The following is a 23,767-nucleotide window of genomic DNA, read 5'->3' as shown; positions in this document are numbered from 1 at the left end:
TATTCGAAGAGCAGCCAGCAGAATCAGCTGGCTGCCAAAGGCGGGCTGGATCAGTTGGCTGCCGCTGTGCGACTGCTAAACTCCTGGTGATTGATCAGTTGCAAGCGCCTGCGAATTTGTTCCTCAATACCGGAGGCATTGAGGCCGATGGCCGCCAGCAGGTCTTTGTGCTTGCCGTGCTCAATAATTTGATCTGGAAGCCCCAGTTGCAGAACCGGTACCGACCGCGCAGTGCTATTGAGGTATTCGAGTACGGCACTGCCAGCACCACCAGCAATGGTGTTCTCTTCGATGGTAACTAAGAGTTGGTGACTCTCGGCAAGTTCATCGATCAGTGTCTCGTCCAGGGGTTTTACCCAGCGCATATCGGCTACGGAGGCCCCCAGCTGCTCTGCAGCGGCCATAGCGGGGCCGAGTAAGGTTCCGAAGCTGAGGATGGCTACACCACTGCCCTGGCGCAACAGGCGCCCCTTGCCGATCGGTAGCTCTGTCATTTCCTTGTTGATGGCGGTACCCATACCGGTTCCGCGTGGATAGCGCACAGCAGTGGGGCCGTTGTGTTGGTAGGCGGTATAGAGCAGCTGGCGGCATTCGTTTTCGTCACTGGGCGCGGCGATAGCCAGGTAGGGCAGGCAGCGCATAAATGTGAGGTCAAAACTACCCGCGTGCGTGGGGCCGTCTTCGCCCACCAGGCCGGCGCGGTCGATGGCGAAAGTGACATCCAGGTTTTGGATTGCCACATCGTGCACCATTTGGTCGTAGCCGCGCTGTAAAAATGTCGAATAAATAGCAACTACCGGCTTCTGGTCTTCACAGGCGAGGCCCGCAGCGAGAGTGACGGCGTGCTGTTCGGCAATGGCTACGTCGTGGAAGCGGTCCGGGAAGCGCTTGGAGAACTCCACCATACCGGAGCCCTCACACATGGCCGGGGTAATAGCGACCAGGCGCTCGTCCTGTTCTGCGGCATCGCACAGCCACTGGCCAAAAATATCCTGGTACTTGGGCAGTTTCTTCTTGCCGGGTACGGCCACTTGCACCTTGGCTTCCGGCTCCAGCTTGTTCAGCGCGTGGTAGCCCACCGGATCCTCTTCAGCGGGGCCGAAGCCTTTGCCCTTGGTGGTGGCAATATGCAGGAGTTGCGGGCCCGGCTGGCTGCGCAAGTTGCGCAGGGTGTGGACCAGGTCGTGCATATTGTGGCCATCCAGGGGACCCACGTAGTTGAAGCCCAACTCTTCGAACAGGGTGCCCGGCGTGATCATGCCTTTGACGTGCTCTTCGGTACGTCGCGCCAATTGCCAGGCTTTGGGGATGGCAGACAGTATCTTACGGCTGCCCTCGCGCATATTCAGGTAGGTTTTACTGGCCAGGATTTTGGCGAAATAGGTAGCCAGGCCGCCGACATTTTTTGAGATAGACATACTGTTGTCATTGAGAACAACCAACATGTCCTTGCCGGTATGTGAGGCGTGGTTCAGGGCTTCGAAAGCCATTCCCGCCGTCATGGCGCCATCGCCAATCACCGCCACTACCTTGCGATCGTCAGGGGAGCCCAGGGCCATACCCAGGGCGGCGCTGATCGAAGTGCTGGAGTGACCGACACCAAAGGTATCGTAGGGGCTCTCGCTGCGTTTGGGGAAGCCGGACAGGCCCCCTTGCTGGCGCATGGACAGCATCTGCTCGCGGCGACCGGTGAGGATTTTATGGGGGTAGGTCTGGTGGCCCACATCCCAAACCAGCCGGTCCTCCGGGGTATTGAATATGTAATGCAGGGCGATGGTCAGTTCCACCACACCGAGACCGGCACCAAAGTGCCCGCCGGTCTGGCCGACACAATACAGCAGGTACTCGCGCAATTGGCTGGCGAGTTCCGGCAATTGGCGTTCATCGAGGGCGCGCAGCTGCGCCGGGTCGTCGATCGAGTCGAGAAGCGGTGTCTGCGGGCGTGTGCGTGGAATTTCTTCGAGCATCAAATGTATCAGTTGCAACAGATGGTGATATTGAGGGGGATTGTATGCCCGTGGCGGGCATATTGCATCCCAAACCCCACAGGCAAGGCTGTGACTTAGTGTCCGCGCTGCACGATATAGTCTGCGAGCTGCTGCAGTAGCAGGGTATCGCCATCGAGACTTTGCAGTGCCTGGGAGGCCTGGGCGTGCAGTTTTGCCAGCTTGTCCCGGGCGCCGTCGACGCCGAGCAGAGAGACATAAGTGGGTTTGTTGCGCAGGGCATCGGCGCCCTGGGTTTTGCCCAGAACCGCGGTTTCAGCAGTGATATCGAGAATATCGTCCTGAACCTGGAATGCCAGGCCAATAGCTTGGGCGTAGCGGGTAATAATCTCCAGCCCCCTCTCGCTGGCACCCCCCAGCAGTGCGCCCATACGTGCGCTGGCACAAATCAGAGCCCCGGTCTTGAGGCGGTGCATGGGCTCCAGCTGATCCAGGGTGAGGGTTTGGTCAACGGAGTCCAGGTCGATAGCCTGGCCGGCGACCATACCTCGGGCCCCCGCCGCAGTGGCGAGTTCACGCATAAGCTTTAACTGCAATTGAGGGGCAAGCGGTTCTGCGAGAAGTAACTCGAAAGCTTGGGTTTGCAGTGCGTCGCCGGCGAGAATGGCTGTGGCTTCGTCATAGGCGATATGACAGGTGGGGCGACCTCGACGAAGGTCGTCGTCATCCATTGCCGGCAGGTCGTCATGGACCAGGGAGTAGGCGTGAATGCACTCCAGGGCCGCTGCTGTGCTATCGCAATAGGCCAGGTCAAAATCGACACCCCGAAAAACCTGGGCACAAGCGTAGACGAGAGCGGGGCGCAGGCGTTTGCCGGGGCCCAGTGCGGCATAGCGCATTGCTTCGAACAGCTTTTCTGAGCCGTCGATCGGGGTGTTGAGCGCCTGCTGGATTCTGCTTTCGACGCGTGTGGAGGAGGCCTGTAGAAAGGCTTTCAGCTCCTCTGGCAGGTTTGCGGAACTCACTTAAACTGGGTCCCCGGAGTTGTCGTCGGCATCAAAGGGGAGCTCGCGGATATTGCCGCTCTCTTCAATTAACAGCTTCACTTTCTGCTCGGCTTTGGCGAGCTTCTGTTGGCACTCCCGGGTGAGTTTCACTCCCTTTTCGAAATCAGCGAGAGCCTCCTCCAATGGGAGATCTCCGCCTTCGAGTCGCTCAACCAGCTGTTCCAACGCCTCGAGACTCTCTTCAAAAGTTGCTGTTTTTTTCTTTGCCGCCATAGCATCGCCTCTTAATTGCGGGGCAACCTTAGCGGCTGGCGCTGCGGGGGTCAATTCCATGGCCCCCTCATCCGGGAGCCTCTTCTCAGTGTCGTTTAGGCGTGCAATTCCTAGAGGCTCGACTCCCGGGATAAAAGATAGTGCGCCAGGGCTTTTTTCTGCACCGCCGTAAAGTTGTAGTTAGGCATTGGTGGTGTTGGGGCATCGAAGTAGTCAGCCAGAGTCTGCGCTGTGTATTTAGCGGACAGGTTGCGCAGGGGAAACTGGGCCTGATGGCAGTGGGCACAATCGTTAGACCGATAGAGCTGCGCGCCCAGTTGAACCACCTCGGCATCTATTGAAGGCGCGTTGGCCGTGGATGTTTTTTGCAGTTGTGGCTGCTGTGTTGTCAATACAGCTTGGCGAGGGGCCCCTTGGCTCACACGATAAACTGCACCGGCGTAGTCATCGGAAATATAGATATTGCCCAGTTTATCCTCGGCGATGGCGACAGGGCGGCCGTAAACCGTTTGGCGGTCATTACTGAGAAATCCCCACAGGAAATCCCTCTGTTGAATTTCCCCGTCGTCACTCCAGTGTAGGGAGACAACTTTATAGCCATCTTTCACGCTGCGATTCCACGAGCCGTGCAGGGCGACCAGCGCTGCATGGCGATAATCCTTAGGCTGTTCCACACTGCGCAAAAATTTAATCCCGAGTGGCGCGTTGTGAGCGCGAAATTCGTACACAGGAGGAATTGAGTCAGCAATCTTTTGCTGGATTTCAGGGCTTGCATCCACCCCAAGATCCGGATCGGGAACCCGGTCACCGTAGGCGTAGGGCCATCCGTAGAATTGGTCTTTGCGAATCAGGTTGAGCTCATCTGGCGGCAGGTTGTCGCCGAGCCAATCGCGGCCATTATCTGTTGCGTAAAGTCCGCCATCTTTTGGAGACCAATCGAACCCCACACTATTACGCAGGCCGGTGGCGTATATTTCAAAATTATCTCCGTTTGGTTTCATTTTCATGATGGTTGCGCGGCGAGGATCCTTTTCAATACAAACGTTGCAGCTGGAACCACTGCTGAGAAAAAGCCATCCATCGGGACTCATATCAATAGTTTTTGTCCAGTGTCCATCGTCCTCAAGATTTTCAATAATTCTCTGGTAGCGCCCAGCCAGTCGCCCATCGGAATGATCAAAGGGAACCCGTCCAACTGCGTCGCTTTCGGCAATATATAACCAGCCGTCGTGTAGCAATAATCCGTGGGGCCGTTGAAGATTATCAATTAGGGTCTTTTGCCCGTCACTGCGGCCGTCGCCGTCTTTATCTTGTAATAAAAGTGAAACTTTGCCATGTTTAGGCTGAGAGACGATGATGTCTCCATTGCGGGTCACTGTGAGCCAGCGTGCGCCGGGAACATCCCCTGCAAATAACTGGACCGAGTATCCATCTGCTGCGGTCAGCCGGCCTGTCACTTCTTTTTCTGTTGTTTTGACACCACCGACCAGTTGGCGCCAAGGCACGCTGACGCTGGATTTAAAGGTGGCTAAGGCGGTAGAAAGCACCGCGCCGAGGGCGATAAAAAATATTAGCGTATATTTCAACGTTTTCTTCATGGTATCGATTGAACTTGAAATAAAGATGTTTATAGTTGCCGCGCTTATCTATTTACCCCTATAGTTAACACGGGATTAATTTCCTGTCTTCCCTCCCTTTTGTAACAGGTAACTCAGTTTGTGAGATATCTCTTACACAAAATTCAGCAGATTTCCCCTACTTTTTTCTCCCTTGATGTCCATAATTAACTTGCAAGGACGCGAAAGGGACTGCACTACTGCGGCAATGGATAAATGGATTGCGCCGCTCGCCCTAGGGATATGGGCACCATCCTGTGAGACGCACCGCCCGGGCCGGATTGCCTGGGCGGTGTTTTACATTCTGCTTTAACCTGCCTGTTGCTGCCTGCAACGCTTTCCACAATTTACACCTTTCTTTTGTAATTTGCTGTTATTCCATCAGCGGCATGTCGCTGTCTGGAATTTGTAATAGTTATCCGCTTTAATGTTGATAGGCCGGCCAAATTACCCATGGGCCGGCGGAGGGTGGCGCATTCAGTAATCTACCAGCAGAAGTGCCCGTATTACCCAAGGCAAAACTACGCCTGTGGGCATCTGTATTTTCGTTGGTAAAAAAACTTTCAGGCTTTTCTATTCTGTCTGGGAGCAAGATTTTACTTTCGAAGGTGGCAGTTTTTTCTAATGCTGCGAATTGCGCCAGCCTCTGTCATCGTCATCCAGTCCCTTCGATCTGTCACTCCAAAACTTCTTTTTTCTTCTTTATAAAAACTGTTGTGATTACACGGAAACAGTTCCGGGGCTGCCTTGTTCTATTCGACTGTGGGGAGGCGAGGTTATGCACGCGAGAATATTGCGTTTAAATCTGGCGGGACAACCGCTGGAGTGGCTGAGTTGGCAAGAGGCATCCTGTTTGTACGTGCGGGAGCTGGTTACATGGTCGCTGGGAGGTGTTGTCCAGCGGGTGAGAGGAGGCTTTAATCGCAATGGCGATCGTTCCAGTCTCGATCTGGCCGCTATTATCGCCTGTGGCGGTGCACGTATGGCCCGTCCGCGCCGGCGCCCACCCCTAACAAATCGAGCACTGTTTTTTCGCGATTCCCATACTTGTCTTTATTGCGGTAATTTCTTTAAAAGTGTGGATTTGACACGGGACCATGTTATTCCTGTTTCCAAAGGCGGAGTTGATTCCTGGGAAAATGTGGTCGCGGCCTGCAGGCGTTGTAACCAGCATAAGGGCAATCAACTATTGGAAAATATCGACATGGAGTTGTTGGCCTTGCCCTTCTGCCCCAATGCAGCCGAATACCTAGCCTTGATTAACAGTGAGCGGATTCGCGGCGATCAGATGGAGTTTCTGCGCGGCCAGTTTTCACGGCGGCGTCAACAGGGGTGGTTGTTGCACTAGCCCATCGGATCAAAATGAGCAAAAAAGAAAAGGGGCCAACAGGCCCCTTTTAATTATGACTTGTCGTTAGGTGAAGATACCGCAGAGCGGATCAGGCCGGCCAGGTATTCGGTGAAATTGTGCCCGTGGTTTTCCATCATTTTGGGGAACATGGAGTTTGGCGTCATACCGGGAAAAGTATTGACCTCATTGAGATAGAGTTCGCCGGTCTCTGTCAGGAAAAAGTCTATGCGGGACAAATCCTTCAGTTTTAGGGCTTTAAAAGTGCGCAGGGATACTTCGGCTATCCATTGAAGCTGTTCTTCGTGAAGATCAGCAGCTTCGATAAAGGTGACCGCGCGGCTGCCCTCGGCATACTTTTCCTTATAAGTGTAAAAAGTATCTGTTGGGGCGCGTACTTCTCCCGGGCGGGTTGCGATCACATCATCGTTGTAGTGGTAAACCGCAACTTCCAGCTCTCTGGCTTTCAATGCTTTTTCTATCAGCACATAAGGGGAGAGTTTAAAGGCGTCTTCGATCGCGGCCTCTAAGCCCTCCTTGTCACGGACCTTAAAGCAACCTACGGAAGATCCCTGGTTGGAGGCTTTAACAAATACCTCACCCCAGTTCTCCAGGGCATCGTGAGCTTTTTGTAGTTCCTCGACTTCAGTGCTGTGCAAAAACTCGTAAGGTGTGTTTTCAATACCCAGAGCGCTGAGCCACATCTTGGTTTTAATTTTGTTAAAGCAGATTTTGCTGGGCTCAGGTGCAGAGCCGAAATAGGGGATGCCGAACATATCCAGTTGCGACTGCAAATCGCCGGTCTCTCCCGGGTAGCCATGAATTGCAGGAATTACGTAGTCCACATCCCAGGAGTTACCTTCTTCATCGCGAATTTTGCGATCGTAAAAGATATGGTAAACCCGGCCCTGGCTGTCGGTAAGGCAGCCACTGTTATCCATTTCCACCCGCAATAGGGCGATGTCCTCTGCCGCTGACAACTTGTCCTCGATAAAATCAGCAGTTCTGAGGGATACGTCGTGCTCGCTGCCGCCACCGCCGCAGATAAGCAAGGTGTTAATCATAAAATTATTCCGTCGTAGTGCCTGCCGAAGGTGCGGTTAATACCTGTTCGCACTGTTGGGGCAAGGTCTTTGGTTTCGGCTTTTTCTGTTTCGGCTGGGGTTTAGTGCCATTGAGAATTGCATAGAAGTCATCGCTAAACCACCAATCCAAGTCACTGCCACAGGCTGCAGTGGTCACCGGAGCCTGGGGCTTACAGTTGGTGCTTCCCTCTGGGCAGGCCAGGCGCACATGAAAATGGTAATTGTGCCCCCACCAGGGGCGCACTTTGCGCAGCCACTCGTTATCTTCGCCGGATATTTCGCACAGGTGGCGCTTGATGGTCGGGTGTACAAAAATTCGTTCGACCCGCTGGTCCTCTGAGGCCAAGCGCAGGATTTTGGGAACCCGGTCGTCCCAGTTTTCAGGGATTAGGCGGTGTTTGCGCTCATCAGCCAAGGCAACAGCAGAAATATTATCACGCTCCCACGGGGTGAGGGGACGCTCTGCGGCTCGCCGATCCTGGGAATACCAGATGTCTACGTCCAGGCCAGTTTGGTGGCTGTTGTGCCCACCACTGCCGAAAGGGCCCCCTCGAGCCATAGACATGTCACCGATCTGGATTCTGCCCAGATCTTTCTGCGCCACGCTCTGGGAAAACTCCTTCAGGAAGTTGATGGTCTGGGGGTGGGCAAAATGTCGATCGCGGCCAGTCCTCACCAGCTGATAGCCCTCTCCCCTCAATGGCAGGGTCTCCCCTCCACTCAGGCAGCCATTGGTGTAGGTGCCAATACTCGATGGTGTCTGTGCACTGGGCCCTTCGACCTTATCCCAGTCGTTGGCACTTGCGGCGCCGCTCGCCAGGGCCGAGGCGAGAATCAGGGTGTGGGTTAATTGCCGTAAAAATCCCGCTTTAAAGGGGCTAACGGCCTCGGTAGTGGATACTGAATTTTGAGCTTTCGGGTGCATAGGTCCCTGGATACCAATAAGTCACAGTTGTCGGGCCACCTCAAGTGGCGCCCGACGAGTATAGACAGACAGAGTGCTAGCTCTGTGACGCAAGTATCTCTTTGCAGTTCCGTATCAGCTGCTCCATTTCCTCATCGGTGCCAATAGAGATACGCAAGTACTCACTGATCCGGGGCTTGTTGAAGTAACGTACGAGAATATTACGCTCCCGCAGTGCCAAGTACAGGGCTTCTGCGCCGGGCTCCGGTGGTTTGGCGAGGAGGAAATTGGCTTGGGAGGGAATCACTTCGAACCCCAGGTCTGTAAGCGCCCGCTCACAGCGCTCGCGGGTGGCGATGACCTTGCCGCAATTGTCGCTGTGCCAGGCGGTATCGCGGATCGCTGCGGTGGCCACACGCTGGGCAATGGCATCAATGGGGTAGGAGTTAAAGGAGTTCTTGGCTCTCAGCAACCCTTCAATCAAGTGCTTTTGCCCCATGGCAAAGCCGAGGCGAAGCCCTGCGAGGGCATAGGACTTTGACAGTGTGTGTATCACCAACAGGTTGGGGTAGCGATCGATGAGTGTTGCTGCACTTTGTCCGCCAAAATCGATATAGGCCTCATCAATAACCACCACTCTCTCAGGCTGTGAGCGCAATAGCTGCTCAATCTGCTCTAGCGGCAGGTACCGTCCCGTGGGTGCGTTGGGGTTGGGAATAATTACACCGGCTGCGGGAGCGGCATAGTCCTCAAGCTGGATAGAGAAATCGCCGTGCAGGGGAACAGTGCGGCTTTTGATATTGAAGAGCTGGCAATAAACCGGGTAAAAACTGTAGGTGATATCCGGAAATAGCAGGGGCTCGCTGCGGCGGAAAAAACTGTAAAAGCTCAGCGCCAGCACTTCATCGGAGCCATTGCCCACAAATACTTGTTCGGCAGAGAGATTGTGCTTATCGGCAATAGCGCGGCGCAATTCACAGGACTCCGGGTCGGGATAGCGGCGCAATGCATCGGCAAAGTCGTGCTGCTCCAAGAGCCTTAAAGCTTCGGGGGAGGCAGGGTAGGGGTTCTCATTGGTATTGAGCTTTATCAGGGTTTCACTCTTGGGCTGCTCCCCGGGGGTATAGGGTTCCAGCTGGTCGAGCCCTGGGCTCCAATAAATCTTGCTCATGATTCTACCTCTGCGGTACTACTTTGATTGTCGCTGGAGGAGCCTTCAGCGCCTTCTTTAGTTTCTTTTTTCTTAATGGGGATATCAAACAGGTCGGCCGAATTTCCAATAAATTCCTGCATGGGAACAGGGTTGCGGAATAGCATATTATCGTATTTCAGCTCTGTGGATATCGGCGGAACCTCGCTGAATTCGTCCATGTTGTTAACGCTTTCAGCTAAGCCCAGGCCGAGGAATGCCAGTGGCAGTGTCAGTGCCACTGTCCAGCGCCAGCCTCTGGCGAGGTTGGTGGCCAGGTAGCAGGCGGACCAGAGCATTGCCGGTAATATGATGGCAAGTACCAGGAAGTCCAGGACCTGAATAGTAGTGCCGATGGCAAAATTGAAATTGATTAGCCCCCTCAGCCATTCCCAAAAGGTGTAAGTAAGTGCACCTATGGCGGCGATGGATAGATGGGTGAAAAAGTGCGTTTCATGCCTGACTACCCTGCCGATAAACGCCCAGACTCCGGCGTAAATCACCATGCCAATTATGGCCGTAGCAAGAATGTTGACGGCAATAGTCCATTGATAGTTACGGGCGTAACCGAGGTAGCTCATCAGTACGCTGGCGAAGCCAAAACACAACAGCAGCAGTATTGCTCCCAGGGGGTGGGACAAGCTGGAAAACAGGTTTTCCAGTGAATGGAGAGGGGTAGCTTCAGGTACCGGGTCATCCGTATGGAAAACCCGGAAGCGTGACTTCCCACACTGCAGCAAGTCACCGGAGGAGATCCTGTGTTGAGCGATGGTATCGGGTTTAACGGACTTGTCTTTCAGGTTTCCCAAAAGCTGGCAGCCGTTGATCGAATTGAGGTCGTGTAAGACGTACTGGCCGTCCTCTCCCCGCTTGATTTCGGCATGGTGGGCATCGGAGTGGATGTCCTCCAGAATTGCATCATTGTCGTAAGCGCGGCCCAGGGTAAATTTATCCCCGTCCATTCGGTAGCGCAGCTGCACCCGGTGGGCGCGATTGAGTTCTTCAATAATCAGGGCCATTGGATCTCGCTCGTAAACTTCTGGGTAAAGGCGTCGGCGGACTCCTGGGTAAAGCCGGACAAGGTAAAGTGGCTGACCAGTGCGCGATTTTTCTGATCCACACTTAGGCTCAGGAAGAAAATATCGTAGAGGTCTGGGAAGTCCTTGTAGCGCCTGACGCAGTAGCTGGTGCGCGCGATCAGGGGCTCGCGATTGCGATCCGGCTTGGACACCGAGGTTTCATTGCCGCGCTCCTGAGAGGTAAATCCTTGCTGGCAGCGGAAATTGGTTACATCTTCTTCTCCAGCGCTATTGCCTGGGTAAAAGGAGTCCATCTGCCCTTCGTACTCGGCATAAAAGCGCGCGGGCAGAAGATCCTCGGCTTGCAGCCAGAAAAATTCGTACTCTACCCGCCCGGTGTTGAAGTCGTCGGACAGGAAAATAACATCTTGTCCGGTGCAGCCTTTATCAATTCGCTTGATCGGATTGGTTTCGCTCTCTTGGGTGTTTCCCCAGCATTTAATGGCTGGAATTATTTCACCGACAACCTGGGCCTCACCGAGGGCGCGACGCTGCCAGTCGGCCCTAAGTATTGAGTCGATAATTTTTTGCTGGTTATCCAAAAGCTGTTGATAAGTTACTTGCTTCAGGTTGAGAGTGCCGCCTTCAGCGCGGTAGTGTTTTAAAAGTGACGACAGCTTATCCACTGGTACCAGGAAGCTAACCTGGTTGCCTGCAGTCGCCACATTAATGCCCACTACCTGCCCTTGGGTATTGATCGCTGGCCCGCCGCTCATTCCCGGATTAATAGATCCGGCAAAGTGAATACGGTCGTAGAAGCTACCGCCGGCAATACCGTTATAGGTCCCGGGAATCAAGGTCATGCCCAGGTCCAATGGGTTGCCCAGGGATACAATGGTTTCCCCTTTTTTGGGGGTGTCTGTCGCCAACTCCAGGTATTCGTCTCCCGGTTTCTCCTGGCGCAGCAGCGCCAGGTCATTGACCACATCAATATCCAGTAGAGTTAATTTTCCCCGGGTGCCATTAACTGCAAGATATTCCAGGGAGTACTCGTCCGGCTCGCTAACCGCTTGAGCCACTACGTGGTAATTGGTGGCGATCAATCCATCGGGGGAGATTTGAAAGCCTGACCCCAGGCCGGCTTTTGAATTGGAGGATTTTTCGATAAGTCGAATTTGATAGAGGCTGCCGCGATAATCACTGTAGAGCTTTTCATAGCCTTGCGCCATTGCAACAGTGGATAAGCAGCACAGAATCCAGGCGAAGAGCCACGTGGAAAGTTTCGGCATTTTGAATTGATTAAATTGTGGACAGGAAGCGTGATACTACGGGATATAGGATAGTGCAACAAGCGCCCATCACCGGCGCTATCTACCGGTGATGGTTTTGTTTTGGATGGTTAGAGATAGTCCACAATTTTTGGCTGTGTCTCTATCACTTTTTGGTGCGACTCGAGATAAAAGCGGCTGAAGAGTTTGTCGGCTTCTTCCGGAGCGATAAAGCCCTCGCTAAATCCTGGGCTAACTGGATCGAGATGCAGGCGTGCGCAGTTGATCACATGGGCGGCCATCTGCGCCATATTTTCATCCCCAACAGAAATTCGGATAGTGGTTGGGAATATACCCGCCGCTTCCATCGCTTCAGGTGATAGCTCTGAGTGAGATGTCAGGGCGGGGCACAGCACCATAGTATTTGTCTGGCCCAAGCTCACCATCTGCCCGAAAGCGGGCTCCAGCGCGTCAAAGAAACTTTTAAAGGCTTCGGTGGGAATTTGCGCAGCTTCCATGTCAATGCTGAATAGTGGTGTGGGGAACTGGTAGCGCATCAGCGATTCTCGCAGCCCGGAATTGGGATGGGTTTCCACTGCATGGCTGTTGACACGAATCTTGCTGTGACTGGCGAAGAAATGGCTGAGGCTCAAAGTATTAATACACTTGGTGAGCATGCGCATTTCCAGGGTGCGCATACCGCAATGCACTTCCCAGGCCTTGTCTGCATCCAGGAAAGCCCCCTTGATGTAATAAACATCCCAGAACATGCACTGATCCCAATTAAGGCCTTTTGCGCTGTCACCTTTAGGGATAAACATGCGGTGGTTTTCGCCGATAACCACACCGGCAGTGGCGGCACCGGTGCCGCCGATATCCTTGGTGTAGGAGTGAACAACAAAATCCGGTCTCTCTTCCCTATCTTTGCGGCGCAGTGGCTGATATAGGAAAGGGGTTGCCAGGGTGGCATCCAGGCTTACCAGGATATTTTCCCGGTGAGCGGTTTTACAGATAGCCGGTACATCCAGCATGATCCCGTGGGGATTGCATGGAGACTCAATATAGACATGTATTTTTGCTCCGGCACTGATTGCGTCTGCGTGTGCTTGCTGGGTATCGGCCAGTAGCTTTTCGAATTCTTCACCGGTAGTGCCATCAAACCAGGCCAAATTGATAGAAAGTTTATCTTTGCGGGCGTAGAAATCCTGTAACAGCTGGTGAGTGCCGCCATAGATATTCCTGGAAACAATTAAGATATCCCCGTGGCGTAATTGATTTGACAGGAGTGCATCGATTGCAGCCATACCGGAATTAAAATTCCAGGCCATATATTCACTGGCTTCAGGTCCGCATTCCAAATCCACAATAGCATTAGCCAAGGAAATGGAAGTGGGGTTGAGTAAACGTGAATAAATGTCGTGGCTCGGCTCGCGCCCACGGAAAGCATCGTCCACCCACTCGGTGCAGGCATAAATGTAAGTTGCTGTGCGAGCAATTACCGGGGTTGCAGAAAAAATAGCGGGAATATTATCGAATAGGGGGTAACCGCCCCGTGTGGTGATATTAAAGTCGTCCCCCTGCAGGCTTTGAAAGCTAGCTCGCAATGGGTTTTGTAAGGTGTCCAATAATTTTGCCAGCTGAAAACTCATAAAGCGCTTGGCATTGAAATAGGCAATCTTGTCAGACTTGTCCAAGTGTTGGAGTGTGTCCGTTACCTGGCTCCACAGCTGGCTTAGATTACCCTGTGCCTGGTAGAGCAGGGTTGCGGTCTGTTCTAACAGTTTTCCATGTTCTGATTCACTATCAATACAAAAGTGCTGCAATTGCTCTTTTGCCAGTTCATCAATATTTTTTGCCTCGGTGCTGTTGCGGCGGGGAGAGAGAATTTTTACATCTTCTAGGTTCGCTTCCATTGTGTCCTCACTACGAGATGCTTTTTGTTATATGGCGACTCTAACAGTCCTGTGCGGCGTATAAAACACTTGGTGGGCAATTAGTATGTAATTTGCTGTGTTTTGGCGTGATCGATCTGTAATTTGGAAATCTGTACAGTAGCTTCCAGTTGAGGGGGTAGGTGGCTGTAGTAATGGTTGCCTCGCCATGGAAAGGCAGCCCCCACAATTTTTCGAAAGGATTTGATTTCCTGGTTCCCTTAAGTGGCGCGAGGAAATAAAGGGATTCAGCGCAAGCTGAACGGTCAAGCTGGAATTGGCAGGTGCAGAGTCTTAGTCGATTCTCTTGGATGAGCTTGTCCGGGCATGGATGCCAAATTTTGCTCTTGATAGTGTTGTTGTAACCGTCGATGGTTGGGACCATCATTTCGGGCCGGCAGTTTTATTACTGCCGGCTTTTTTTATTCTCTGGTTTTTTGTTAGGGTTATTGCTTTGGTGAAAAGTGTGCCTGCCACCGATCCTGCTAAATAGCATCGAATGAGTTTCTATAATACGACTTCAATAAGAATAAGTTATATAAAGGAAGGCTAGTCCCCTTCAATAAGTATTCAGAGCATCTCCATATTTATTTAAAAATATAGCGCCTTACTTTTGCCTCGATGTTTTTGCGGTGGAGAGGAAAGCTCACTTTCAACTCTCAATTTTGCTTAAATTATGAACTTGGCCTGTGGTATTTTGGCTAATGGTGACTTTATGGCTCGCTTATAATATTTAGTATGAAGTCATCTGTAATGGCGTGTGATCGACCTGTAATTCTTAAGTATGTACATTGAGCTCCAGTTGAGGGGGCATAGGTTGTTGTGGCAACGATGACCTTGCCATGGAAAGGCGGCCTCCTTAACAAAATCCGGGTAGATTTTCCCTGTAGCCCCTGATGTGGTGCTAGGGAGTGAAGGCGTTCAGTGCAAGTTGAGTGGTCAAGCTGGAGCCGACAGGTACAAACTCTTAGCCGACTCAATTGGATACACTTGCCCAGACAAGGATGCTGAATTTTGCTCTTGAGAGTATTGTTGTAACCGTCGATAGTTGGAGCCATCATTTCGAACAGTTAGTTTAAGTTTTGCTGGCTTTTTCTTTAGTTGAGGCTGGTTATGATGACTCAGTCACGGACGTAGTTTACAAAAGATAAAGCGTCCTTTTATGACACCATATAACAAATTTTTGGAAGGGGATGAAAGAATGGTCAATTGCGCAGACTTACCAAAACTTGAGTGTGAGGTGCCAAAAGAAGGCATGACACTTGATTTGGTTTTACAGCCTAAAGAGCAGGCAGGCGGAGAAACTCAATACTGGCCGCTATTCAATGCTGATAATCCAGAAGAGCATTTTGGTAACATGAGTTTTACAATTGCTCAAGGTGGTGTACTCACGTTAAATGTTACTTTGGACTCATCTGAAGTGCCTGGCAGAGAGCTTGAATTTGTCCGTTATCGCCAAAACTATAAACTGGATGGAATTATCGCACTGAGCCCTGATTTTCGTCATCAGTTTCGTGCACGCGCTAAGAATGAAGATGGCGATTACACTTCATTAGTAATTAAAATTAAGGATAAACAAGAAATCCCTGATGTTTTCTCTTTCCTGTGGATGTGTGTCGATGTAGAGACGGGGATGCACTTTGTTTCAGGTGATCCCCATGCGGAAGTCAACCCTGTTCCAGGGGGGTAAGGCACACTGTCGATAAAATTTTCTGAGATGTCTGGGAGTGGGTGCAGAGCAAGTTAAAAGCCGGCATTTGGAACCACTCTGTGCTCATTCCCTGATCAATCAACAGTTCTGTATAATAACTTGCTGATTGCCATTCACTAGCAAGGGCATATACTTGGGCGGCAGTATATCTAACGTAAGTATCTTCAGGTGAATCTCTCAGTAGTTCGGTAATCAGGAAAATGGCTTTGGCTATTTGCCCAGTGTAAGCTAAAGATTCTGCGCGTGTTTGTCTTGCTTTTAGGCTGGTCAACCCTTCGGTTATAGAAAGTGCCTGCATGAAGTACTCATGAGCTTTTTCTTTATTTCCCAAAGAGAGATAAGTTACTGCAATATTTGATACAGCTCGATGATTTCCAGGGGAGTTTTTAAGCAGCTCAAGGTATAGGTTTAGGGCTTTCTGGTACTTTTTCTGCAAGAAGAATATTGTTGCGAGATTTGACTTGGCTCTCCAGTCTCGCATTTCCTCAGGAATAGAGCCTAGTGCGGCTTCCGCTTGCTCTAAATTGCCAATTTCCAGTTCCATTGTTCCAAGTAAAAAGTAAGATCTCCAGTTGTTTTCAGGGTATGAGTCGATCATTAAGTCTAATGTCGATCTAACCTCAGGATAGTTACCTAACGCTAATTGGTTTATTGCTATGTAGTAGTAGTTATTAAAGGAAGGGCTAAGTGCAGCTGCCTCTTTTGCATGCTTCAGGCTTTCTTTATAACTTCCATTTATATATTGAAATCTAGAAAATTGGGCCAGGTGGTGGGCAGAAGGGTGCCCCTTCGTTTGTAGCTTTTTAAGTACCGTCAAAAAGCCTTCGCGGTCTGAGCCTAATGATTTTATCTGGAGCTGAGCTTCCAATATTGCTGTCTTATCAGCCCCAAACCCCTCGGCACTTGCCAAGATTCCTAAACTTCTTGATATTAATCTTTCATCATTAGTTGTGGAGTGAAGTATCGCTGTTGCATAGGCGTAAGATGAATATAAATTTGTATTCCTTGGGTATTTATCAATCAGTGTTTCAAGATTTTCCAAATCTTCTAGCTTTATTGCCTTGTCACTAGCCGGTATAGAGAGGATTGCTAGATAGCGATTGTAATCTGAAGCATCCATTCGAATTTCATTACTTGATACCTTGCGGTAATTGCTTGGGAAAAGTTCCAAGGTACTATTGCTAATTGTGTACTGCGCCTCTTGGCGTTTATCGCTCAGAAATACAAAGTTAGCCTGCTGGCGAACCTGGCTATCTTTGGGGTTAATACGCTGTAGCTCAATGTTGCAGCGGAGTTGGAGGCAGCGTAGACGAGCAAGAAGCGCGTCAGTAACTCCGCTTTCTTGAAGTTCCTTCAAGTGGTCCTCAAAGTTTGCTCCCTCTTTGGGGCTATAGCTTACTAGTGCACTTGATTTCAGTTGGCCTGGAGCGCTCATTAATGCCTGTCGTACCATGGTTTCCACAAGCATCTCGGCATTTTGTTCACCTTTGACCGTGCCTTTAAGCTCCACGGGTAAGATCGCAATGTATTGAGGTGGCAGTTGGGTGAATACATTCCAGCCCCAGAATGCTACTGCACAACAAAGCACTGCTGCTGTCAGGGCTAGAACTGTTTGATTACGCTTTTTACGGGGTTTGACAAGCAACTGAGTTACAGTTTCTGAATATTGCTGAGTATCTGCGTCAATCCCATGTTTTCGCAATAGATCTAATGCTTCAAAAACTTGCTGGGCGGAATCCGGGCGTTGCTCGGGTTGCTTAGCTAGTAAGCGGTCCAAAAGAGCTATTAGTGGCTTGGGGATATCTGGCCAAGCTTGTTGGGGAGGAATATGGGGCTTGTTTGTGATTTGTTGGGCAAAAGCCAACGCGCCCATATCCTCCCGCTCAAAAGGTTTTGACTCACATAACAGTTCGTAGGCAATGCCCCCAAGGCTAAATAAATCGCTACGGCTATCTAATTTTCCGCCTTGGAGTTGCTCCGGGGACATGGATTGCACGCTTCCGGCGATATGGTCTTCACGGGTGAGTTGCTGATCGCAGTCCAGGGCCTTGGCTATACCGAAATCAGTAATTTTGGCAATACCGTCGACGGTGACCAGGATATTCTCAGGTTTAAGGTCACGATGAATAATGCCAAGGCAGTGAGCTTTGCCAAGTCCCTGGCAAATCTGCGTTAGCAAGTCGAGCTTTTCGGCCAAAGTAGGGCTTTGCTCCCGCATCCACTCTTTTAGAGTAACCCCTTCAACCAACTCCATAACTAGAGCAATGCTGTGTTCTTTTTCGATAACATCGTACAGCCGTACAATATTAGGGTGGTTAAGTCTTGCTAAGAGTTGTGCTTCACTACGAAAACGTGCCTCAGCAGAGTTACCGGTCATGTCCGATCGAAGTTGCTTGATCGCAACTTTACGATTGAGTTTAATGTCCTCAGCGAGATAAACAACTCCCATACCCCCGGCCCCCAGGGTGCGTTCAACCCTGTAACGGCCTTGATATTCCTCGGTTTTCTCCAACGCAACTACGTCCATTGTATTGTATTCTTCTCGGATGGATGGGGGATTTTACCTGATAGTACAGTTTCGTGAAGGCATCTGTCGCCTCTTAAGAGGAAATGGTTCACGTTATTCCATTCTGTTGAACTTTTTTTGATTGTTTAGGTGTTAATTATGTCTGGACATAACGCTGGGTAATTGGCACGTAAATCCTCAAAATTTGCCAAAGTGCAAATAGGTTGAAAGCCAATTGTTGTGAACCATACTGGTGCCATGCCTAGCTCCAAAGTTTTTCGTATATAAGCTTTGGCGGAAAGCATATCGCCGCTGGCCATATAAACCTGGGCGCGGCTGTAATTGACAAATAGGCCGTCTGGAGCGGTGTTATCCATCTTTAATAGTGTCTCAATAGCTTGCTCTCCCTGGCCCAGTTCAGAATAGGCCCTTGCCCGTAGTAACAATCCAAGCCAGTCCTCCTGCTCTTGTGCCAAGGTCAGAGCGCGCTGGGCAAACTCCCGTGATTGCGGCTGTCTATTTTCCAGACGGGCAATCTCTGCCAGCAGCAGATATACATGGGGATCGTTAGGGGCTCGTTCAGCAACATGACTCAGGCAGTTTTTTGTATCCTGCAGCTGCTGTTCGATGTAATAGGACAAGCAAAGGTTGAAGGTATCCCGGTCCCCTAAATGCTTTAAGCCCACCTCACTAAGGAGCCGGATAGACTCTTTGGGGCGGCCTGAATCCAATTCATTGGCTGCAAGCAAGGAAATAGCATCAATATATTGATTGTTGAGATGGATAGCATGTAAAAGGTAAGGCCTCGCTTTTTCCATTTGCCCCATCAGGGTCAGGGTCAAAGCCTTTTGGCGAAGATAAAGAGGGCTGGTACGAATGTTGAGTGCTTGGTTAATGACTTCCAGCGCACGGTTGTAATTCCCCCCTCGCTGGTGGGCTTTCGCACGCAGGAAGTAGTAGAGAGCCTGATCAGGTAGTTGCAGCTTTAGTTTTGCAAGTAAGGACTCTGTAAGCTCTGTATCTGCCAGGAAGATGGCAATACGCAACTTAGTGATCAACACCGTTGGGTGGTTGGAAATCTTAGTTGGTATGTTGTTGAGAAGCCCTGTGAGTCGGCCGCGTATTTTGGTATCCCGCGAGTGATATAGGTGGGTGGCTAATAGATCCGCTAACAGTTCATAGTAGGAGGGGAAGTAGGGGTTCCTTTTTAGCAGAGCCTCAACTTTGGTAATTGCCCCGGCAACATTAGCTTCATTATTGCGCTGTTCGAATATCTCGAGGTATTGCTGGTAATCTTCAGGGCTAAGGCTGAACTGAACTTCTAGGCTTCCTGCTGGGTAGTTGGGAAGTAGATAGTGCAGTTGCTGCAAAACACGTGCGCGGCTCTCCAGCGGTGCATCCAGGTTCAGCATGGCACTGCGGTTGGCGACTTCAGCAAACCCCTCGGTTTCTATCAGGGCAAATGAAGCTTCACAGGCGGTGGCCTCACAGTTTAGGGTAAATTGCAGCAGCAGTTGTGCGTTGAGCGCTTTTGCTTGCTCGCGCAAAGGCTTGCCTTTTAGTTGCTGGGACTCCGAATAGGGTACAAGTAGTAGCGCTGGTTGATCGGAAAGCCCCTGCTTGATGGAGCTGAGAAGGTTATTAGCCAGCAGTTTTTCCTCTCGGCTGCGCAGGTTAGATAAGTCTGGCTCAATAATCGCAATGTACTTTGCCGAGGGTTCTTTACTTCCCCATAGAGAAAGCTTAGGAAAAACAGCGGCGGTTAAGCCGAGTAACATCGCACCGGATGTCAGAAGTATGCCGGCTAGAAGTTTACGTCCTTTGTTTTTGCGTCGATGTTGTACATGAAAGTCTTCCGTGGTGATCGTGATGTCATGGTCATCGGCGGTTTCCTGATCCGATGCTAATTGACTCAGTATCACATCCAAATCGGTGGCTACAACGGCAGCACTGACGGGGCGTTTGTCCGGGTTTTTGGCCAGCAGCTTATCCAGTAATTTACACAACGACGTAGGAAGTCCGGGGTTTATGACCCCTGCGGGCGGGTGCGGGTTGTTGATGATCCGATCGATAATAACGTATGGGCTTCCATGCTTGCCGAAGGGAGGCTGATCACAAAGTAGCTGATAGGCGAGCATTCCCAGGGCAAATAAGTCACAGCGGTTATCCAGTTTCTCACCGAGGGCCTGCTCGGGGGACATTGCATACCAGCTGCCGGCTATATGCTGCTCGCGGGTAATTTCGTTCGTATCCTGCCAGTTCCGAGCAATACCAAAATCAGCGATTTTTGCGATGTTATTACTGTCAATAAGGATGTTGTCAGCTTTCAAATCGCGGTGAATAATTCCAGCAGCATGCGCCCGCGTAAGACCGATAGTGATTTGCTTGAGTAGCTGGATTTTCTGGCGGAGGCTGGGGTTAAACTCCCGTGCCCAATAAGTGAGTGGGCGGCCATCAACATACTCCATAACCAGGGCTACATCGTTCTGCTCCTCTACAACATCATAAATTTGTACGATATGGTTGTGGTTTAGTTGTGCGAGTAGTAATGCTTCCTGGCGAATTCGCTGTGAGGCAGATTCGTCTTCTGAGTTGTTGAGCAATCGTTTTATAGCGACCTCTCGATTAAGTCGCTTATCTTGGGCAAGGTACACAACTCCCATTCCCCCGGCTCCAAGCTGCCTGATGATCTTGTACCGGCCGATATAAGAGAGTGGTTGTGCTGACATCGTAATTCTTGCCGAGGGATAAGAGATTCAGCTCCGCCACCCTGGCAAATAATTACTGAATAGGTAATGAAGGGGCCTAGCCTTAAGCCCCCTTTCTGGAGATTAAGCTATACCGCTTCCGGCTCTGTTTTTACCTCGAGCTGGCTGCCTTTATATATTTCGAATTGTAAGCAACCAATACGGATTTCCCAGGATCGACGCTCTACCAGACTCGAAGTATCCACTGCATCAGGTAGTGATTCAGAGATTTGTTTGCGGGCGCGGAAAATTTGGGTGTTTAAGTGGTTAACAGTGATACCCAGCTCGTGAGTGGCTACCTGAATAGAGACCCAGCCCTGGGAGTCAGTGTCCATGCCGCTTTGCATATCTTTGTGGCGGGCACGAGCAAGGTACAACAAGAGATAATTGTGGATTCTTGCTGGTAAGGATTGCTTCATGCCTTCCCGCTGAAGTTGTAACTGCACATGCTCTTCGTGGGAACTCACAGAGAACTTCAGCTCAAAGTCGACAATAGACAGCTGCTGCAGTGACAACTCTTTCGTTGCCCCTTGGTTGTCCGCCAGGAATAGCTGCCAGCTATGCAGGCCGCAATCGATACGATCGCCATGATTTACCAGGATCTTATCGCCGTCTTCAGCGGATGGGCCCGTGAACTCGTACAACCACTGCCCTGTTAGGGGGCTGTACTGAAGGCTGGCGAGGGGCTCATTTTCGTCGGGCAGCAGGTGGTATTGTTCCAGCAGTTGTGCTTCGCCGGAGTGAATATCGATCAACAAATTCTCGGGAGCGTCGAGGTTTTCGACGATCCAGGCTGGGTTATTAGCCCGACCAAAAGCGATCTTATCACCGGTCTGGAGTGGGTAGCTCTTAGCTGGCACCAGCTGCTGGCCATTTAGCCAAGTGCCATTGCGACTTAGGTCGCGGATATTCCAATGTGTACCGGTCCACTGCACTGCGGCATGGATGCCCGATATCTCGGCACTTGTGATTCTTGTGTCTACTGCACCCTGCCGGCGCCCAATGGTGTGGTGTGCCATTAAGTAAACTGGTTGTTCCCTATCTGGATGCTGTAAGCAAGCCATATTCCTACCCTTCTGCCGTGGCCAACTCAATCTGTGGCCTGATTGCGACAAAGTTCATTCATACTGGTGGATGCCCGCTGTGCTTGTCCTGCGAATACCTCAGCAGTACGGAGTCTTGGCTTACCATCTGCGGCGATTATTTCCCTTGAGCTGAGACACTACGTGTTGTGATGGGCGCTGCTCTGCGCCGCTGTCTCACTGCTAGTCTCGGAGAGGATTGCCCCAGTTCTGAATGATTTAGTCACTACGATTTTTGGAAATTGTTCTATTTTTGCGCTCCCTTGATAACTGTCTCTAGAGGGAGTGCAATAATTGTCAGTAATTGCTTCCATTTTCGCTGAAAAGTTGTGCCGCCGTCAAAAATCTTAAAGACCTTTTCGTACTTTTACTTGTGACTTGGTTAATGTTCTCCAAATACACGGCTGCACACTAGTTTAATGGATACTTGCTTGTATCTTTGTCGATCGCATCTTCTTTAATCGATGGCTACACAATATATTTCACAGTTGTACGCCAGTGCTAGCGGCATTACTGCTAATTTGGTAAATGGATACCACTTTTGTTGTTATTGAAAATAAGTCTCAATTGTAAAAGAGAATATATATTATTAACCGTTAAATTTGGCACTTTTGACGGCTTGTATGTCATTGTTGAAAAGGCTGATTTGAAGTAGATGCTTTGGCGCGTTATTTATCAGATGCACTTAGGTGACACTTTGCAGCTAAAGAATGAAAATTTAGCGGTGGTGAAGCCCGCAGCAAAACGCTGGGGCACTCTGACGATATTTAACCTTTGGGCCAATGCTGCACAAAGTCTCGCTGGCTATACCCTGGCGGCAACCCTATTCCTCGGTCCCAATACGAATGCTTGGCTGGTTCTCGCTGGGATCGCTATTGCAGCAATTTTAATTATCATCCTGTTAAATTTAATCGGTGAACCGAGCGTTAAATGCGGTATACCGTTTCCCGTATTGGCCAGGGCGAGTATGGGGATCCGAGGTGCTAACGTTCCTGCGTTGCTTCGGGGGAGTGTGGCAATATTTTGGTACGGTGCGCAGGCTTGGTTTGCTGCCCATGCCATGTCTTTGTTACTGAGAGAGTGGTGGCCACAAGCTGTCGGAGGGCAGTGGCTGGCAATGGACCGGATCGATTGGGCTTCACTCGTACTTGTCTCATTATTTCAGGCTCTTCTATTTTTCAAAGGTATCAATACGATCCGTTGGTTTATCAACCTGGCTGCGCCATGTGTCTATGGGGTGATGCTGGCTCTGTTGTGGATGCTAGTGGTTCGCAGTGAGGGACAGTTTGCATTTGCAGTTGCTACTTTCTTTGATCGGTCTATAGCATCCTGGGGCGATGGCTTGGTCCAGCTCATCAAAGTCACAGGTACTATGTTGGCTCTCTATGCGCCGATAATCCTAAGTTACGGAGATTTTGCTCGTTTCTGTAAGAACGAGTCTGTTATGCGAAGGGGAAATTGGCTGGGAATCACTATAAATATGACTGGCTTTGCGATAATTGTTCTGTTCACCACTATCGCCGCCCAGTCAGTTTTCCACCAGAACTTGGCAAATCCCACTAATATCGTGCAGAAGCTTGGGAATCTGGAACTGTCATTGATCGCCGCGGTTGTTTTTTTTACAGCAACGGCCGGCATCAATGTGGTGGCGAACTTTGTGGCTCCAGTTAACGATATTTCAAATCTTCTGCCAAAGTACCTGGGGTTTCGCAGGGCGGCATTGATAACGCTGTTTCTGGCCTTTCTGATTAGTGCGTTGTGGCCCGCTGTTATCAAACAAATCGGTTTAGTGGCGTTCGTAAACTGGATGGGGGTTTTCCTGGCGCCTGCCTACGGTGTCATATTATCTCACTACTACTTAATAGAGAAGCGCCAGATGGAGGTAGAGCAGTTGTATTACAGCGGTAGTGATGGGCGTTATTACTATTTCTGTGGCTGGAACCCGCGAGCACTGCTGACTTTATTGGCGACATGTATTGTCATCACAATGCTAGCTTTTTTCTTACCGAGAGGGTTGATGGCAGGTGTCGACTGGCTATTGGCTGCGGCTGCTGCTTCCATTGTTTATTGGAGTGTTGCGCAGCGCAATTAGGGGGGGAGCCCGGAGGTATTTCCGGGCTCAGGGGGCGTACTTT

The 23,767-nt window shown here is 50.6% G+C and carries 17 protein-coding genes; 4 read left to right on the top strand and 13 right to left on the bottom strand.

The genetic code is table 11. From position 1 onward, the window contains the following. Positions 1 to 50 precede the first annotated feature (50 nt). From dxs to ACJJI4_RS17500, 4 genes are all read right to left on the bottom strand, one after another. Entirely contained in the window at positions 51 to 1,967 is a 1,917-nt protein-coding gene (gene dxs / locus ACJJI4_RS17515; RefSeq protein ID WP_444925945.1) for a 1-deoxy-D-xylulose-5-phosphate synthase, read from the bottom strand. Between the two features lie 95 nt (positions 1,968 to 2,062). After that, complete coding sequence (locus tag ACJJI4_RS17510; RefSeq protein ID WP_444928243.1) at positions 2,063 to 2,956, bottom strand: polyprenyl synthetase family protein; 894 nt, start codon at positions 2,954 to 2,956, stop codon at positions 2,063 to 2,065. Positions 2,957 to 2,971: 15 nt separating this feature from the next. Continuing rightward, positions 2,972 to 3,286, bottom strand: a complete 315-nt coding sequence (locus ACJJI4_RS17505) for an exodeoxyribonuclease VII small subunit (protein ID WP_413663362.1) — start codon at positions 3,284 to 3,286, stop codon at positions 2,972 to 2,974. 50 nt (positions 3,287 to 3,336) lie between these two features. Further along, complete coding sequence (locus tag ACJJI4_RS17500; RefSeq protein ID WP_444925944.1) at positions 3,337 to 4,824, bottom strand: PQQ-dependent sugar dehydrogenase; 1,488 nt, start codon at positions 4,822 to 4,824, stop codon at positions 3,337 to 3,339. Between the two features lie 796 nt (positions 4,825 to 5,620). Here ACJJI4_RS17500 and ACJJI4_RS17495 point away from each other — a divergent pair. Continuing rightward, positions 5,621 to 6,190 carry an HNH endonuclease gene (locus tag ACJJI4_RS17495; protein WP_282931208.1) on the top strand — a complete coding sequence of 190 codons (570 nt, stop codon included), beginning with the start codon at positions 5,621 to 5,623 and terminating at the stop codon, positions 6,188 to 6,190. A gap of 53 nt (positions 6,191 to 6,243) precedes the next feature. On the opposite strand, the gene ACJJI4_RS17490 is transcribed toward ACJJI4_RS17495, so the two are convergent. From ACJJI4_RS17490 to ACJJI4_RS17465, 6 genes are all read right to left on the bottom strand, one after another. After that, a complete protein-coding gene (locus ACJJI4_RS17490) occupies positions 6,244 to 7,254 on the bottom strand; it encodes a D-alanine--D-alanine ligase (RefSeq protein ID WP_444925943.1) in 1,011 nt (336 codons plus the stop codon). Between the two features lie 4 nt (positions 7,255 to 7,258). Further along, positions 7,259 to 8,200: a penicillin-insensitive murein endopeptidase gene (gene mepA, locus ACJJI4_RS17485; RefSeq protein WP_444925942.1), complete on the bottom strand. Its 942-nt coding sequence runs from the start codon at positions 8,198 to 8,200 to the stop codon at positions 7,259 to 7,261. Positions 8,201 to 8,276: 76 nt separating this feature from the next. Next, a complete protein-coding gene (gene hisC / locus ACJJI4_RS17480; RefSeq protein WP_444925941.1) occupies positions 8,277 to 9,350 on the bottom strand; it encodes a histidinol-phosphate transaminase in 1,074 nt (357 codons plus the stop codon). Beyond that, a complete protein-coding gene (locus ACJJI4_RS17475; RefSeq protein WP_444907242.1) occupies positions 9,347 to 10,387 on the bottom strand; it encodes an FHA domain-containing protein in 1,041 nt (346 codons plus the stop codon). The genes hisC and ACJJI4_RS17475 overlap by 4 nt, the downstream gene beginning before the upstream one ends. Then, the gene (locus ACJJI4_RS17470) at positions 10,378 to 11,676 is read right to left on the bottom strand and encodes a S1C family serine protease (protein ID WP_413663356.1); all 1,299 of its coding nucleotides are present in this window, start codon (positions 11,674 to 11,676) and stop codon (positions 10,378 to 10,380) included. The genes ACJJI4_RS17475 and ACJJI4_RS17470 overlap by 10 nt, the downstream gene beginning before the upstream one ends. A 110-nt stretch (positions 11,677 to 11,786) precedes the next feature. Next, entirely contained in the window at positions 11,787 to 13,568 is a 1,782-nt protein-coding gene (locus ACJJI4_RS17465) for a trans-sulfuration enzyme family protein (RefSeq protein ID WP_444925940.1), read from the bottom strand. Positions 13,569 to 13,893: 325 nt separating this feature from the next. On the opposite strand from ACJJI4_RS17465, the gene ACJJI4_RS17460 reads away from it, so the two are divergent. Next, the gene (locus ACJJI4_RS17460; RefSeq protein WP_444925939.1) at positions 13,894 to 14,079 is read left to right on the top strand and encodes a hypothetical protein; all 186 of its coding nucleotides are present in this window, start codon (positions 13,894 to 13,896) and stop codon (positions 14,077 to 14,079) included. 669 nt (positions 14,080 to 14,748) lie between these two features. Further along, on the top strand, positions 14,749 to 15,276 hold the full coding sequence (locus ACJJI4_RS17455; RefSeq protein WP_444925938.1) for a hypothetical protein: 528 nt from the start codon (positions 14,749 to 14,751) through the stop codon (positions 15,274 to 15,276). Here the strand turns inward: ACJJI4_RS17455 and ACJJI4_RS17450 are convergent. From ACJJI4_RS17450 to ACJJI4_RS17440, 3 genes are all read right to left on the bottom strand, one after another. Next, a complete protein-coding gene (locus ACJJI4_RS17450) occupies positions 15,254 to 17,746 on the bottom strand; it encodes a protein kinase domain-containing protein (RefSeq protein WP_444928242.1) in 2,493 nt (830 codons plus the stop codon). The genes ACJJI4_RS17455 and ACJJI4_RS17450 overlap by 23 nt on opposite strands. Before the next feature lie 203 nt (positions 17,747 to 17,949). Next, positions 17,950 to 20,532, bottom strand: coding sequence for a protein kinase domain-containing protein (locus tag ACJJI4_RS17445; protein WP_444925937.1), 2,583 nt, complete (start codon positions 20,530 to 20,532; stop codon positions 17,950 to 17,952). Positions 20,533 to 20,639: 107 nt separating this feature from the next. Beyond that, a complete protein-coding gene (locus ACJJI4_RS17440; protein WP_444925936.1) occupies positions 20,640 to 21,614 on the bottom strand; it encodes an FHA domain-containing protein in 975 nt (324 codons plus the stop codon). A 715-nt stretch (positions 21,615 to 22,329) separates the two neighbouring features. Between ACJJI4_RS17440 and ACJJI4_RS17435 the strand changes: the two genes are divergently transcribed. After that, positions 22,330 to 23,724 carry a cytosine permease gene (locus ACJJI4_RS17435; RefSeq protein WP_444925935.1) on the top strand — a complete coding sequence of 465 codons (1,395 nt, stop codon included), beginning with the start codon at positions 22,330 to 22,332 and terminating at the stop codon, positions 23,722 to 23,724. Positions 23,725 to 23,767 lie beyond the last annotated feature (43 nt).

It is taken from the genome of Microbulbifer maximicatervae (SeqCode), from assembly GCF_052467305.1.
This window is presented reverse-complemented; position numbering and strand designations above follow the sequence as displayed.